Source organism: Paenibacillus intestini, assembly GCF_030803945.1.
GTDB lineage: Bacteria > Bacillota > Bacilli > Paenibacillales > Paenibacillaceae > Paenibacillus > Paenibacillus polysaccharolyticus.
On record NZ_JAURUN010000002.1, the window covers coordinates 19,986 to 37,023 of the forward strand.

The 17,038-nt window shown below is 46.9% G+C and carries 9 protein-coding genes; 2 read left to right on the forward strand and 7 right to left on the reverse strand.

The genetic code is table 11. From position 1 onward, the window contains the following. Nucleotides 1–315 precede the first annotated feature (315 nt). From J2T16_RS05205 to J2T16_RS05225, 5 genes are all read right to left on the reverse strand, one after another. Complete coding sequence (locus tag J2T16_RS05205; RefSeq protein WP_090920581.1) at nucleotides 316–819, reverse strand: ferritin; 504 nt, start codon at nucleotides 817–819, stop codon at nucleotides 316–318. 166 nt (nucleotides 820–985) lie between these two features. Beyond that, nucleotides 986–1,105, reverse strand: coding sequence for a hypothetical protein (locus tag J2T16_RS05210; protein WP_017688846.1), 120 nt, complete (start codon nucleotides 1,103–1,105; stop codon nucleotides 986–988). A gap of 104 nt (nucleotides 1,106–1,209) precedes the next feature. Continuing rightward, nucleotides 1,210–1,467: a YolD-like family protein gene (locus tag J2T16_RS05215; protein WP_090920584.1), complete on the reverse strand. Its 258-nt coding sequence runs from the start codon at nucleotides 1,465–1,467 to the stop codon at nucleotides 1,210–1,212. A 161-nt stretch (nucleotides 1,468–1,628) separates the two neighbouring features. Further along, nucleotides 1,629–3,341 carry a hypothetical protein gene (locus tag J2T16_RS05220; RefSeq protein ID WP_499017910.1) on the reverse strand — a complete coding sequence of 571 codons (1,713 nt, stop codon included), beginning with the start codon at nucleotides 3,339–3,341 and terminating at the stop codon, nucleotides 1,629–1,631. Continuing rightward, the gene (locus J2T16_RS05225) at nucleotides 3,338–10,051 is read right to left on the reverse strand and encodes a CLIPPER-2 domain-containing protein (protein WP_339838496.1); all 6,714 of its coding nucleotides are present in this window, start codon (nucleotides 10,049–10,051) and stop codon (nucleotides 3,338–3,340) included. The genes J2T16_RS05220 and J2T16_RS05225 overlap by 4 nt, the downstream gene beginning before the upstream one ends. Before the next feature lie 502 nt (nucleotides 10,052–10,553). On the opposite strand from J2T16_RS05225, the gene J2T16_RS05230 reads away from it, so the two are divergent. Further along, nucleotides 10,554–11,402 carry a GGDEF domain-containing protein gene (locus J2T16_RS05230; protein ID WP_336122551.1) on the forward strand — a complete coding sequence of 283 codons (849 nt, stop codon included), beginning with the start codon at nucleotides 10,554–10,556 and terminating at the stop codon, nucleotides 11,400–11,402. A gap of 119 nt (nucleotides 11,403–11,521) precedes the next feature. Here J2T16_RS05230 and J2T16_RS05235 read toward each other — a convergent pair whose 3' ends face one another. After that, complete coding sequence (locus tag J2T16_RS05235) at nucleotides 11,522–12,046, reverse strand: hypothetical protein (RefSeq protein ID WP_154958773.1); 525 nt, start codon at nucleotides 12,044–12,046, stop codon at nucleotides 11,522–11,524. A 90-nt stretch (nucleotides 12,047–12,136) separates the two neighbouring features. Further along, nucleotides 12,137–13,777 (reverse strand): diguanylate cyclase domain-containing protein, encoded by a 1,641-nt coding sequence (locus tag J2T16_RS05240; RefSeq protein ID WP_154958774.1) that lies wholly within the window; start codon nucleotides 13,775–13,777, stop codon nucleotides 12,137–12,139. A 306-nt stretch (nucleotides 13,778–14,083) separates the two neighbouring features. Here J2T16_RS05240 and J2T16_RS05245 point away from each other — a divergent pair, with 306 nt between their 5' ends. Further along, nucleotides 14,084–17,038 (forward strand): Na+/H+ antiporter subunit A, encoded by a 2,955-nt coding sequence (locus J2T16_RS05245; RefSeq protein ID WP_499017911.1) that lies wholly within the window; start codon nucleotides 14,084–14,086, stop codon nucleotides 17,036–17,038.

The following is a 17,038-nucleotide window of genomic DNA, read 5'->3' on the forward strand; positions in this document are numbered from 1 at the left end:
CACTTTTGTCAGATAAACTTAAAAATTAAAACGATTTTGATAGATTTGATCTCCAACCTAGCATCTGTATCCATAGATCAATGTTGACATATTATTTATTACCCTATTTTTATATTCTGATAGACTTATAATGAATTTAGGAGGATTGAACACAGCAAAAAAGCTTGCACGAATGCAAGCTTTCTTCCGTATACACCACAACCTGAGTGGAGCACTGACCATTTTATAAAATGACTTGGTACTCCTTCTAGGGATACAGTAATAGGCTATACGGTATGTAATGTTACGAATATACGCTTTGACGTTTAGCTCTGCTTACTCCGCAGGAGCCGTAAATGAACGTTTGCTGAACTCTGCATCCAGCATGTAGAAGGCGTTGCTGTCATTCTCAATGCGGCGCAGCTTCTGAATGATGTTATCAAACAAAGCTTCCTCTTCAACCTGTTCATCGATGAACCATTTCAAGAAATACATGGTTGCGTGTTCACGCTCATTCAGCGCGATATCCGCCAGCGCATAAAATTTCTTCGTGTTTTGCTGCTCGTGTGCATAACCGTGTTCAAACACATCCAGCATGGAGTTGTATTCGTTTTTCGGTTCAGGCATCGCAGCCAGTGTAGCACGATGTCCGCGGTCATTCAGAAATTTATAAATTTTCATGCCATGGAAACGTTCTTCTTCCGCTTGTACAAGGAAAAAATTAGCGAATCCATCCAGGCTTTTGCTGGAACAATACGCAGCCATCGCCATGTATACATGAGCAGAGTAAAACTCGAAGTTCATCTGCTCGTTTAAAGACGCAGTCAGTTCTTGACTCATGAAAAAACACCTCTTTCTGTGGGAATGTTTTCATTTTAACACAACACGAAAGTAGCTTGCATCCGATTTTCTACATTATTCGTCAAAGGACGAATTCACGGAACATAATAATAAAAAAGCTCTGCCGTGACGGCAGAGCTTTCTTTTATCATTTTTATAAAAATGATTATACCAAGAACGCTTTGGAGATGATTACCAACAGGATGAACAGAACGAGAATCGCGCCTACAGAAGTGAAACCACCATAGCCGTAACCTCTTGTTTCTCCACCTAAAACTTCGCTCATTGATTGTACCTCCTCTGCAACAGGTATGGGTTATCTTATGCAGAGAACAAAACTTTGACAGGGCGAATGCCCCATTGTTAAAATTCGTTTGAATTCATTTTGAATCAGTACCGTGGCGACTGTACCTGCATGATATCCATAAAAGGCACCTTCGCCGTGAATTCTTCTTCCGTATGCTCAACATGTACAAGGCGTGTACGCGAATCCATTTTTACAATAATGCCCTGCACCTGCTCCTCCTTACCCCAGACGGTCAATAACACTTCTGAGCGCTCATGAAAAGCCTCCACAAGTTGATTCCCTAATTCCTCCAGTTCGAACTCATCCCGAGTGGGTCTTTTTGCGACTTTTGCTTTGGCCAAAACAGCTACCTCCTCTACTACGACGTCCCGATTCCACGGTTGCTTGCCGAGTGCATATTCAATTAGTATACCATTCATTTACGTTTGTGTAATGTCATGACACCTTTTTTTCGGTAAGTTCCTTCGTATATATTCAACTTGTATTCACTTCCCATCATCTCTTACTCATCCTGAGCTTCAACCAGTATGGTATATTCGTTCGATCTAGTCTCTCCTGAGCGTCGTTGTGCATTCCACTCATACGTGTAGAGGGCCGTCAAGGTCCCTTGCAGAATACCCGTTTGCTCAGGAGCAAGTTGAACAAGATAAGCAAATTCTTTTACCGATCCTGCGCCGAGCTCACCAATGTGAAGATACCTTGGAGTCGAATATTCGGGGACATTTAACTGCATCGGACCACTCTCCTGCCCCACCCATTTAGCTCCCTGAGGCAGAATATTGCCCAACTGCACGCGTGCAGGCAACGAACCCGTATTACTGACACTTACGTTGAAAGTGACCGTGCCTCCCTGCTCAACAATAGGGGGAATTACCTCCACATGAACCTGAATAACAGGCAATCTGACCTCCAGAACAGCTTCATTTGAGATAAGTCTGCGTTGAACTGTACGAGAATCCGGCAAGCGGAATGTGTATAGTAATACGGCGCGATTCACATAACTGTGTTGCGTGGAAATCACTGCCCCAGCCACTTTGTTTTCCACCTGAGCCTCAAATTGAATATGTAGCTCGGAGCGGGCCGTTAATGTGCCCAGGTTTATCCCTGTATTGGGGTTCGAACCTGGACGTTTGACTCCGTTCCAGCTGAGACTACCTTCAACAAAGACTAGCGCCGCAGGCAAAACATCCTGTAGTTTGGCATCCACCGCATAATTGCTTTGGTTGGACACGGTGATATGATATTGCGCCGTATCTCCTGGTGTCGTTATTACAGGTGAGACCGTTTTGACAACAGAAATTTGAGGTTCAACAATAATCAGTGTGACCACATTGGAATATACAACTTCTTGTTTCCCCTTAGTAATGTATTTTAGGACAGCTTCACTTGATAATTGATCCGGCGCTTGCGAACCTGTCACCTGGGTTACAGTTACCTGTACTCGATACTGCACTCGAACCACACTTCCTGGCCCAATATCACCAAGATCAATTCCGGCATCCGGTGTGACTTGTGGTGCGAACATATCGTTAATCGTCACACTTGCCGGGATAAAGATGGCACCTTGGGGTAACCTCACTGTTAATACGGCATCTGTCACCGCGGCAAACCCCGGATTGCTCACCAGCACCGTATACATCAAGATATCTCCAGCAAACGTGTTGCTTCGGTCCACTTGCAAACTTACTTCGAGCCGCGATGTTTCGATACGAACTTCAACAACGTTGGACTTTTCCGTCCCGTTAACCGTTCTGCTGTCTGTTGTGACAAACTCATATTTCACTTCCGCCTGGTTCAATAGCGTGAGATTCTCAGGCACTCGCACAATAACGACTTGAAAATGATAGGTCAGCACTGCACCAGGCGCTATTTCTGCCGGAGGTAATCCCTGCGCGGGAGAGACTCCTGGCAACGGGATGCCATTCCTCAGCACGCTGTTCGGCAGAAGCGAAGTTTCCTGAGAGAGCGGGTCTACCACACGGACAATTGCTGTGCGGTTTCCCGTGTTTACAATCTCAATCTGATAAGTCAGAGATTGGCCCAAGGCTGCTGTCGTTACATTGCATTGTTTGCTTACCTTAAGCCTGGGGCCGATCCATGGTGTCACAACGGTGTTGGAATAAGCCACCTGTTCCAGTTCAGTCGTACCCGAGCTGAATCGAACCAGGGACTGATTCTTTAACCAGTGGGACAACGTACCTGGAATTTCGCTCATATCACCACAACCTCTACATTGAATGTAACTGTAGTAGAAGCTCCAGCAGCAATGGAACCTAAAGTTATACCCGTATTCGGATTACCTGTCGGTCTCGCCACACCGTTCACGACAACGCTCCCCGGTACAAATACAGTACCGACAGGTACCGGGTCGACCATGACCACGTTGTTCACCGTTTCGATGCCACTATTGGTCACAACTACCGTATACGTGATTACATCACCAACGACAGCATCAATCGCACTAGTGCTCTTGGCAACAACTACATTTGGAGCTGATACAGGAATGATAAGTACATTGGATGATACCGTTCCCGATAGGACGCGACCGTCTGGCGGACTAAACGTATAGTTTGCGACTGCTTGGTTGCGGAGTTGCTGATTTTGAGGCAACGAATCGACTGTTACGCCTAGGGTGACCGTAACATTTACAGAGCCACCAGGGGGGATGTTGCCTACGACGATACCCGTTTCGGGATTAGCCCCCGGCTGCGGAACACCATCGATCAGAACGCTGTTCGGGAGAAGCACCGCACCGGTTGGAATGTTATCTGTTAATGTAAGATTGGCGACAAGGTTACCGCTGTTGTTAATTGTAAATGAATACACGATGTCGTCACCAACCGTAGCGTTTGATGTGCTTGCTGTTTTGGAAACGGCAATAATAGGCTGATAGATTGGAGTAACAATCGTATTGGAATAAGCTGCTCCGGAGAACACACCTGATGTAAAACTTACGGAAGACTGGCTGCTGACTTGCGGCGGTGTCGGAAGTGAGTTAACACGGACCGCGTAGGATACCGCAACCGACTCTCCAGGAGCCAGCGTACCGAGTGCAATACCAAGTGCCGGGTTTGCCAAAGCCCGAGGTATGCCGTTAACCAGTACACTTCCCGCAACAAAAGTGGTCGCCGGATCAATCGGGTCTGTCAGGACGATATTATTGACTGGGTCTATACCACTGTTGGTCACAACCATCTCATAAACAATGGTGTCGCCTACGACGGCATCTGTAGAAGTTGTTGTTTTCACTACAGTGACATTCGGTGCAGAGACCTGAATAATCAGGGCGTTCGAAGTAATGCTTCCCCCAAGTGTTCTGCCATCCGGTAACGTGTACGTAAAGGTTGCTGACGCCTGATTTGTAATGGACTGGCTTACGGGTAGCGTTGTGATGACGATTGAAAAAGTAACGATGGTCGTGGTGGATACCACACCAAGTGAAATTCCAGAAGCAGGGTCAGCGCCAGGCGCCGATGCCCCATTAATTACGACACTGTTCGGCACAAACTCTGTACCGGCAGGAATGGTATCCGTCAGTGTCACAGAAGCACCATAGTTTCCGGTATTTGTGACAGCAATGCTATAGATTACCGTATCCCCCACCGTGGCAATAGCTTGATCCCCTGTTTTGACTGCAGCCAAAATAGGCTGGTATACCGGGGTTGATACCGTGTTGGAGAACGTAGTCGCAGAGAATGCTCCTGAGGTAAAACTTACCGTTGATTGATTGTTCAATACTGCTGGTGAAGGCAGACTCGTCACACTTACACTAAATACAACGGTTACGGTAGCTCCAGGTGCAATGGAACCCAAAGTAATGCCTGTGGAAGGATTTGCATTAGGACGAAGCACTCCATCCACAAAGACACCGCTAGGCGCGAGTACTGTACTTGCAGGCAAAGCATCGGTAAATATGACATTGCTGACATTGGCGATTCCATTGTTGGTCACTGCAATGCTGTAGGTTACGATATCACCCACAGAAGCGGCTGTGGACGTGGTAGATTTAACAACATTTACGTCAGGAGCCGACACCGGGATTGTCAGTACATTAGAGAGCACGGATCTGTTGATAGTTCTCCCATCTGGCAAGGTGAACGATAAAGCAACCGAAGCCTGATTCACAAGTTGTTGCGGGCTTGGAAGTGTGTCTATGACAACCGAAAAAGTAATCGTCGTTGTCGCTCCGGCTGCAACCGTCCCGGCAGGAATACCCGTTGTCGGACTGGCAGCTGGCAGTGGCTGACCATTGACGATAACACTGTTCGGCACAAGCACTGTGCCTGCTGGCAAATTATCGGTCAGGTTAATCTGCGCTCCATAATTCCCCTGATTATTCACACTAATCGTATAACTGACTGTATCACCTACGGTGGCATTCTGAGTACTGGCTGTTTTCTGAGCGACTAATACGGGCTGGAATACCGGAGTTAAGACGGTATTCGAGAACGTTGTACCCGAGAATGTTCCGGAAGTGAACGTAACCGTTGACCGATTACTCAACTGATTATTCGTAGGAATTCCGTTAACAATGACGCTAAATGTAACGGTTGCCGTTCCGCCTGGTGCAAGGGTACCTAGCGGTATTCCTCCTGACGGACTTGCTGCGGGTTGTGCCACACCATTTATCGTTACAGTGCCTGGAACAAATGAAGCCCCTGACGGAATCGGGTCTGAGAACTGCACACTGTTCACAGGCGCAATACCGCTATTAGTCACCAATACGGAATAAACAATAGTGTCACCTACGGTTGCAGCTGTAGATACCGTGCTTTTAACTACACTTACGTTAGGCGATGAAACAGGAAAGGTAAGTGTGTTGGACGTTGCTGTTCCTGTCAACGTTCGCCCGTCAGGCGGCGTAAATGTAAACGTCGATGAAGCAAAATTGCTAAGTTGTTGCGGAGATGGCAAAGAATCCACAACAACCGCAAACGTTACAATGGCTGTTGCCCCTGCCGCTACAATGCCTACCGGAATGCCAGCACCTGGCGTAACTCCAGGCTGTGGTACACCCGAGACAACAACACTATTAGGCACAAGGGTTGTCGCTGCCGGGATCGTATCCGTTACGGTAACATTGGCTTGCAGATTTCCGGTATTGCTCACCGTTATCGTATAAACAACAGTATCTCCCACGGTTGCATTGATGGTGTTTGCCGTTTTGACTAGTGCAATTTGCGGCTGTATGACAGGGGTCTGTGTTGTATTGGAAGATGATGAACCCGAGAAAGAGCCGGAAGTAAAGCTGACCGTCGACTGATTGTTAATCTGGGAAGGGATCGGCATAGTTATCCTCACCTCAAAAGTTACGGTAACTTCAGCTCCCGGGGCCAAAGTACCGATTGGGATGCCGGCGGTCGGATTGGAGAGCGGTGAAGCAACGCCGTTCACCAGGACACTTCCGGATATAAATGGGGTGTTCGAAGGCAGCGGATCGATAAAAATGACGTTATTCACAGCGGTGGTTCCATTATTTCGAATCACAGAAGTATAACGGATCACATCTCCAGACACCGCATAATCAGCATTATCCGTTTTAACAATGCTGACGTTCGGCAAGGACACCGGGATCGTAACCGTGTTGGATGGAACAAAGCCTGCAATAACTCTTCCGCTCGGCAGTGTATAGTTGTATGAGGCAACTGCCTGGTTAATTAACTGTCTTGGATCAGGCAGACTTGTGACGGTTGACAGAAAAGACAGCGTCACGGACGCTCCGGCAGCCAGTGTTCCCAGACTGATTCCTGTATTCGGACTCACACCTGGAGCCGGGTTTCCATTAATCAAAACACTGTTTGTCACAAATATGGCCCCAGCAGGAACAGGATCGGTCAGGGTAACGACTGCAGGAATATTGCCGGTATTGGTAATTTGAACATTGTAGTTGAATGTGTCTCCCACCGTCAGACTTGACGTACTTGCTGACTTCAGCACTTGAATGACCGGTTGATAGACGGGGGTGTTCACGGTTACTGATGAAGACACACCATTAAAGCTGCCTGAAGTAAAGGCGGCACTTGCCCTGTTACTCACGACACCTGATGAGGGAATAGCAGTAATTCTAGTCTGATACGTCACTGTGATACTAGCGGTATTACTCAAAGTCCCCAAGGCGATACCTGCGACAGGACTAGCATTACTTTGCACCACCCCGTTCACTGTAACCGTTCCCGCTATGAATTCGGAGCCGGCTGAAGGTATGTCGGAGAGCACCAGATTTTGTACAGCACCCCCACCAGCGTTTGTGATGACAACCCTATATGTGAGAGCATCTCCAACTGTGCCATCTGTTGTGTTTACTGTTTTCGACAAGCTAATATTAGGTGCTGAAGCAGGAATACGGACGATATTGGAACTGGAGCTGCCAGATAAATTTCGGCCACTTGGAAGCTGATAGGTGTAAGTGGAGAACCCCTGATTTTCTAATACAGGTGGAGAAGGAATAGTAGTTAATGTTGCTCGGAATATTACAGTTGCGCTTCCTCCAGGCAAAATACTTCCCAGTGCAATCCCCGTCAGTGGACTTGTTCCTGGTCTAGCTGTGCCGTTAACCGTTACTGAATCCGGCACAAATGTAAGGCCAGCCGGGATCGTATCTGTCACATTGACTTGAGCCGCAATATTCCCTGTATTGCTGACAACGAGTGTATAAGCAAGCTGATCTCCCTGTGTTGCATTGGTCTGACTTGCCGATTTCACAATGTTAATCACAGGCTGATACACGGGTGTGGTTATTGAGTTGGAATTTGAAATGCCTGTAAATGCTCCTGAACTGTAAGACACAGAGGCCCGGTTAAGAAGTGATCCTCCTGTTGGTACGGACTGCACACTTACTTGAAAAGTCACCGTTGCGGAGGTCGCTGCATTTAATGTTCCCAGAGCGATTCCGCTGGCGGGGTTAGCTGACGGCACACTTGTACCCCGAACCGTGACACTTCCAGGGACAAAGTTCAGCCCTGTTGGAAGACTATCTGACAATATTGCATTCGTGATCGGCTGTATGCCCCCGTTGGTCGTGACCACTGAATACGTGAAGGTCTCTCCGACAGCAACATCCGTAACCGTTGCTGTTTTGAGAACCGTCACATTCGGCAAGGTTACCGGGATGGTTAGTGTGTTTGATGCCGCTGAACCCGTGATGGTTCTTCCGTCTGGTGAGTTAAACGAATACGAAGCAGTCGCCTGATCAACCAATGTGGGCGGTGTTGGCAGGTTGGTCACCAGCACTTGAAACGTAATGGTTGTCACGCTCCCTGCAGCCAGTGTACCCAAATTGACACCCGCAGCAGGATTGGCTCCTGCCACCACCGTTCCATTGACACGGAAACTACCAGCTACATAGGAACTGCCAGCTGGAATATTGTCAGCAATCGTCACACTTGCTCCTACATTTCCTCCATTCGTCACCTGAAGCGTATAGGTTACCTGATCCCCTACCGTTGCATTCGTGGTATTTGCTGATTTTACGATAGAGAGATTCGGTGAATATACAGGAAGCGTTGAATTATTGGAAGGAATAACCCCACTAATCACCGGACCACCAGCAACACTCTGAAAAGTAAATGCGGCATTTGCGGAATTGACGAGTTGTAAAGTGCTTGTATCGTTTGTAATCTGAGCTCGGTAAGTAACGACAACACTGCTATTGAGCGCCAAAGAGCCTAAAGGTATACCTGATGTCACATCCAGTGTTGGCCTTGAGACACCCCCTACCGTAATGCTTCCAGGTACAAAAGTTAAACCGGCAGGCAACGTATCCGACAGAACCACACTGGCTGCACTAGCCGAGCCACCATTCGTAATGGTGGCTGTATACGTGACGGTATCTCCGGCAACTGCGCCCGTTGCTGTAAATGACTTCGCGACCGTAATCCGTGGTGCGTTAATATCGACCTGAATGGCGTTACCATTCACGATGTACGCATCGCCAGATGTGGTAAGTGTCAAGACGGCTGAAGACTGATTGTTGATCAGCCTTGCTGACACATCCACATTGGTAATATCCCAGCCCTGACGTCCCCCGACAATATTGGTTCCGGGTGCTCCATTGATCTGGTTGCGAGTTCCAAAGGTACCTGTCGTATTCAGGGCACCCGTATCTCCATTAATCTGTGACGCAAAAAAATTGGCCGCTAGATTGTTGGGCCCGGACAATGCAACTGAAGTTGCGGATGTCGCTCCAAATAACGCCTGATCTCCTGTGCGGTTCGCATCCCCCTCCTGCGCACTGAACAGCGCTCTGCCCCCCAAAGCTCCTGAAATGGGGGTTGCAAAGCCTGTAAGCGTCGTAACAACCGGCGCCGAAGTAGATTGAACCAGTACTCCTCCCGCACGTAAAGACATGTTACGAAAAGGGAGATTTCCATTTTGATAAATAACGCCCAGCGTCCAGCCTGCATGATTCGCTGTAGCATCATTGGTGATCACAATCGTTCCTACGACTCCCCCGGTGACATATGTACCTGCTCCCCCATTTTGTACAAGGGTGGTCACGTTAGCCGATCGGACATACCCCGCTGCGTTATTGCCAAGGTCAAACTGATTGTATGTGGCCGGATCAGGCGTAACACTGGATGTGCCCGCAGGGGTGGTAAACGTAACCGGGTTATTGATGGCTGAGCTGAGGTTAACCGTTCCGTTAATATAACTTCCGCCCCAGATCAACTCCGCATAAAGAACAGTACTTCCCGCAGGCAGAACCAGAATCGCTGCTGAACTGTTGCTTTGGTACAGACTGGTTGTACCTGCCGGGTACGTTCCATAAGTGGAAGCCGTATTAATCGTTGTAAATCCTCCGATACTGTCTTGCGTCCCTGGCACTCCTGCCGTGTCAGAACGGCTTAGTCCAAGTGTATTGCCCGTGAACGTAATTGCACCTGTAGCGTTGACAGTTGAACGAACGACAAGAGGAATGGATTTCACCTCCCCTTCAGCGGAAAATGGGATTTCTGCAACAGAGCCTGTTATCAGTCTATGATGCAAAGTCAGGGAATTTGTATGTCCACTTCCGAAAGTTTGGATATTCATTGGATTATTATGTAAGGTTTATTATCATGTTTAAAATTTTATCCCTTGCGTTTTGCCGATTCTATCTTATAATCTACTTATACGAGAGCAATCTGTCGTATCATTTTGATGCAGTCAGCGGTGATTTATGAACAGTTCAGCAGAACATAGCAGCCATATTCCAAGAGAGTATGAGATCAAGCATTCCAAATGGTTACGTAAAATGCTTCATGCTTATTGGATCGTTGTTATTGTACATTTTTTAGTTCAGATTGGTTGTTATCTTTTTTTGAAATATGATCGCGCCCCCCTGGATTTCATCGTAAACGTTTTATTCTGGCCCACAGTTTTAGCTGTTTTTTGTATTTTGCTCACCAGTTATATGGATCGAAAATTTCCTTCCTGTTCGTTCACTACAATGTCCATAACCAGTACAGTAATTGCCTGGACCATTATTTATGTCAATTACGACATTCGAATTATGCCAGCCATATGTCTTTTACCGATCTTTGCCTCTGTGTTGTTTTATGACAGCAAACGCGTTTGGTTCATTTTTTCATTGCAAATGGCAGGATATGGTCTCCTACTACTTGACCCGGTGTATCGTGCATATCTTAGCTCCTTTGACATGGTTTCCATTCCGATATTTCTGATCCTGGCCACCTATGTGGCACAAATCATTGTGACTACCGGCATCGAAGTACTGGACGATTTGCAGACAAGCATGAACGCCAAGGAAGAACTTATCGTCAGAAATGCCATCATTGCCAAACAGTCTAAGACAGACGGGTTAACGAATCTTTATAATCAGAGCTCGTTCAAAGATTATTATGAAAAGGCATTTGAGTACGCCAATCTCGGGATGAGTCTGCATTTGGCGCTGATCGATATTGATGATTTTAAAGTGATCAATGATACGTATGGTCATCGTGTGGGCGACATCATTTTGGAAAAGGTGTCCTTGATCATTCAGGAGAGCATCACAGCTAGTGACATTGCTGCACGGTATGGCGGGGAAGAATTCGCTTTGTTAATGTTCGAACAATCCTTTGAACAAGCGTATGATCTGGTTGAGCTTATCCGGCAAAAAATTTCATTAATGGGCCATCTGGAACTTGGGGGTGCTTCCATCACCGTAAGTATCGGCCTCAAAGGATACAACCTTGATTTGAGTAAAGATAAGTTGTTTGAAGATGTGGATGCTTGCCTATATGCTGCCAAACGTACTGGTAAAAATAAAACCGTAACCTCACTCGTTCCAGCATGATGATTAATGAGAAAGTAAATTGAAAAAAGTTGTGTGGTACACACCCGGTCAAACGGATCACCACACAACTTTTTTTGTTTTCATACGAATCTGCCTTTTTTTGAACTGTGCTTCTTTCTTTATTCTGTTGCCCACTCCCAGCGATGGCGATATTGCTCCAGCCTTGGATGGACCTCGTCAGACTGACCGTCAATAATGAGGCGAAGTTCCTTGATCCAATCGGTAAAGGAGTCAAAGGATGCCCATTGATTAGCCATTTCTAAAGTCATATACAGAAAAAGAGGTGACGGGTATTCCGCTTGAATATGCCTTAAGGCTGTATCAATCGGGGTATACTTTTTGCGCTTCCCCTCTAGTCCTTCTACCCGGATTGGTGCAGATGCGTGATCACGCCGCCATTCGTGAAGACGATCCTCTCTCTTGTAAAAGGATTGTACCGCGTCTCGGCTCATTCTTTTTACCGTGCTTTCATGTAATGGGTAAAGCACTAGCTGCTTGAAAGCTCTTGCATTCATAATCGTTGCTGCACGCTCAAGCTGTTCGTTCGTTACGCTCTCAAACGAGTCGTAGAAGATCAACGTGCCCTTGCGACTAGGCTGAACAGGCTCATAGCCAAAGGGTACGTTTGCATATTTTCCAGACAAGCGCCCCACCTCCCTTCTCAATTACCTCACTGTCCATGCACACCTGCCTTAATGCTCAAGTGACTCCCCACTTCATAGTACTATTATATGCTAACCCTCGTTTTCCAACTCCGAATAAAATGTGACTCTGTTCTTGCCGGCACGTTTGGATCTGTAAAGTGCCTCGTCTGCCATTCGAATAATCTCACTCGGATTGTTGCTATTTGTCGGATACTCCGCTCCTCCAATACTGCATCCAATATGAACTCGCTCATACTCAATAATGAATGGTTTGTTCAGAGTTTGAATAATATCTTGCGCATACTCCATCGCTTCCTGCCGCGGATCATCCGAGGCTGAGCGAAGTACAATCAGGAATTCGTCACCGCCAAGCCGAACCGTTATACCATCCTCATGACTTAGGGCTGTAAGTCGCTGAGCAACTTTTTGCAGTAAAACATCCCCCGTCTGATGTCCCAGCGAATCGTTCACACTTTTGAAACCGTCCAGATCCAGATAGAGAAACGTCAATGTATGGTCCTCGCTCTCCGTCTCCAGAGTTTCCTCAAGATACGTCTCTAGGGCTGTGCGGTTCTTCAATCCGGTCAGCTGATCATAGTTTGCAAGATTCTGCATCACAACCAGTTCTGAGTCTTTGTTCATGATCGAAGAAACCATGTTTCGTAGTGACCGTGACAATGCCTCAATTTCCTTCAGCCCTTTGGTCTCGGGGATGTCAATATTCTCTCCTGCACCAAGACGATCTGCAACACGGGTTAGTCGAACGAGTGGAGCCGAGATGAGTCTGGAGAGAAGCCAACCAATCGGCGCAAACAAAAGCATCACAACGATGCCCGCACCGATGTTAAACCACATCAGATCAACAACGGAGGAAAAAGCTGCCGATTTACCCTGACGGATGATAATGGTCCAACCCAGTCCCGGATAATCTTTATATCCCTGGCTATAGGCTAAACCGGTAACATATTCCTTGCCATCCGGCCACTTTTCAGTGGACCAGCTGCTTTTACTGTTCCGATGATTTTCAATCTCTTCTAGTGCAAGTGGTTTACCTACCCACTCTTTGGGGCCGAGAAGCACAGTGTGCTCTTTTTTGCTAACGATAAAGAATTCAATATCCTTCTCCTCACGTTGTAAGGGAACGAGTACGGAAGCCTCGACTTCTTTGGCCCACGCCCAACTGAGATGTGCTGCTAATACACCACGAATCTGTCCATCACTATCCTTAAGCGGGAAGCTGATATCCACAAATTGCAATGGCTCTCCCGATGGATTAGGCAATAGTTTGGCGAGCAGCACCGCATTATGTACGTCTCCAATAAATTTACCCTTGATTCCTTCCTGGTACACAGGCCGCTCCGATAAATCTTCGCCTAAAAGTATTCCGTCTGTAGCGGCTAGCACTTTTCCTTTTGGATCCATGAATCCAACCCATGAAAAAGAGGGGAAACTATTTTGCAGCTGATCCAACAGCATTTGAATATCCTTGTGATTAAATTCATCATTCATAGATGCCATGTTGCCCAAAAGATTCATTTCACCAGAACGAGAGTACATGAAACGATCCAGCTTGTCCACGGTCTGTAGAGCCGTGCTTTCCAGAGAGTGCCCAATTTCGGTTTCCACCGCATCAAATGATTTTTGGCTGAAAACATATCCAATGGTTAAGATAACAAACAGAGATAACACAGCGAAAATGACGGTGAGCACCGTTCTAAGTTTAAATGACATAATTCCTCCTGCACATACGGTGAACCGCTCTTACAATCTCAATCATCCACAGCTCTGCGCTGCAAAATGATAAGAAATAGCTCTCACTTATTTTGAATTATATCGGTATTTTAGTTTGCATTTTTAATATATGCACCCATACAAAATTTACCCGAAATCACAACCGAGTTTCTTCCATTCAAAGAATAGTCACGATTCTGTATATACAAACTTGGGTTATGAATAAAGAGAGCAAGCATATCCTTAGAGGATTGCGCCTGTATGTCAGAGAGAGAATAACGAGAAAAACATTGGGGGTGTAATTATTTGAGCCTGCTTCACATTGCTGTTATTTTGCCTTTTGCAGCTGGCATCCTACTCGCATTGATGCACAGACTTTTCAGTAAAATTCATCTGGGATGGCTGGTACTCGTCGTACCGGCATCGTTATTTGTTTATTTTGCAAGCCAGATTACTGCCGTGTCCCAGCGTCACCCGGTATCCGGACAGATTCCCTGGATTCCGTCCCTGGACATCGGATTTAATCTATATTTGGACGGACTGAGTCTACTGTTAACGTTGCTGATCAGCGGGATAGGCGTGCTTGTCGTCTTTTATTCCATCTTTTATATGAGCAAAACAGAAGCGTTAAACCGTTTCTATCTCTACTTGTTAATGTTTATGGGCGCTATGCTTGGCGTCGTATTATCAGATAATATGATCGTGCTTTATGGGTTTTGGGAACTCACCAGCATTACGTCATTTCTGTTAATCGCCTTTCACTACAAGCGTAAAGCTTCCACATCCGGTGCACAAAAATCGTTCCTGATTACGGTTTTTGGCGGATTCGCCATGCTTGCCGGATTCATGTTGATGTACCTGATGACAGGTACATTCAGTATCCGTGCTACCATTACCGAGTGGGGGCATATTCAGGACAGCAATCTGTTCTTGCCGGCTCTAGTTCTTATTCTAATTGGAGCGTTCACCAAATCGGCACAATTCCCGTTTCACATCTGGCTGCCTGATGCCATGGAAGCTCCCACTCCAGTCAGTGCATATCTGCACTCCGCCACCATGGTCAAAGCCGGGCTGTATGTTGTTGCCCGCTTCACACCCATCTTCGGTGGACAGGGACTCTGGTTCTGGCTTGTAACTGGCGTCGGACTGCTCACACTGGGTTACGGATCATTTTTAGCCGTGAAGAAAAACGATCTTAAGGCCATTCTTGCGTATTCCACCATTTCACAACTTGGTCTGATTATGTCCCTCTTCGGGATCGGATCTGCTGCTCTCTATTTCGGATATGGTGAATCCTCTGCCATGTACACCGTAGCCATCACTGCTGCACTGCTTCATTTATTCAACCACGGTACCTTTAAAGCTGCTTTGTTTATGGTCGCCGGCATTGTAGATCATGAAACAGGTACACGAGATATTCGCAAGCTTGGCGGACTGGCAGCATTCATGCCTGTCACATTCAGCCTGGCGCTGATCGGTTCACTAGCTATGGCAGGTATTCCGCCCTTTAACGGATTCCTTAGTAAGGAATTGTTCTTTCAAGCGATGGTACAGATTACAGATCTTCGTATCTTTGGAATGGGCTCCTGGAGTATTCTCCTACCTGTCATCGCGTGGCTTGCCAGCGTTTTCACATTGATCTATGCCCTGATTTTTGTGTTCAAAACATTCCTCGGTCGTAGCCGAAGTGAGTTACCTGTCGAGAAATTACATGAAGCGCCTATCGGCTTGCTCATCCCACCGATCGTTCTAGGCGCGCTGGTCATCGGTTTTGGACTCTTTCCGGATCTACTGTCCGGGTCATTGATCGAACCGGCAATGGCTGCCGTTCTCCCTTCCCTTCTGAATGGGGATGAACGCTTTGATGTACATTTCTCCTTATGGCATGGCTGGACTCCCGAATTGTTCATGACTATCGGCGTTATTGCGCTGGGGGTCATGTTATACAAGTTACTGCCACGATGGAGGAATATTTATGAGCATTATCCACAGGGATTAACGATTAACAATATGTATCATGTTGTTCTAGACAATGTACAGCACTATGCACAGAAGTGGACAGAAGCTTATATGAACGGCTCCGTCCGCAATTATCTGGTTTATATTTTCTCATTTACCGTTGCGCTACTCGTTTACGCCTTCTTCCGGTCTGGCGAAAATATTACCTGGCATGTGCAGGATAATGCACCCTACTCATTCTATGAAATCGTGTTGCTGGTCACGCTGATTGCAGCCGCCATTTCCATTCCTTTTGCGAAAAACCGATTATCTGCTGTCATTATGACCGGAGCTGTCGGCTACCTGGTTACACTGCTGTTTGTCTTGTTCCGGGCACCCGATCTTGCGCTGACGCAGATGATTGTAGAGACGGTCTCCGTCGCATTGTTCCTGCTCTGCTTCTACCATCTGCCCGAGTTACAACGTGGCAAGTCCAGCTCCCGCTATCTCACGGTGAATGCCATTGTAGCTGTTTCCGTTGGCGTTGTGATGACATTCGTCGCACTCGCTGCAAGCGGCACAGTATCCTTGGATAGCATCTCGGCTTTCTTTCTTCAGGAAGCTTACAGTTCCGCGGGTGGTAAAAATGTCGTAAACGTATTGCTGGTGGATTTCCGCGGTTATGATACATTACTTGAAATTATGGTTCTTGGCGTAGCCTCATTGTCCATCTACTCCATGATCAACCTGAATCTCGAAGCGAAGGATCTTGGAGCCCGATTGAAATTCCGTAAAAATGAGGAGAAAAAGGACGAAGAACCCGAGCTTGACGATGAAGCGGACAACACCAAAAAATACGGAAACCGCGAGCGTAGTACATTGTCCTGGGACACGGTTCCTTTGCAAAGTAATGATGTTTTGTTGCAAACCACAACGAAAGTGGTTGTGTTTATCATTTTAACCTTCTCCATGCATCTGTTCTTTGCCGGGCATCATAATCCTGGCGGTGGTTTCATCGGTGGACTCGTCACAGCTGCAGCCCTCGTACTAATCGCTCTGGCCTTTAGTACGGATACGATACGCAAAGCGCTGCCCATCGATTTTCGAAGTTTGACAGCCATTGGTTTAGCCATAGCTTTGCTTACTGGTGCAGGTTCATTCCTGTTCGGTGTCCCATTTCTCAGTCAGACATTCGGATATTTCGAACTGCCCCTGCTGGGCGAGACAGAGCTTGCTACAGCCATGCTGTTTGACCTAGGCGTATACCTCGCTGTGCTCGGCGTCACCATGACTATCATTTTACAGATCGGGGAGGATCGTTGA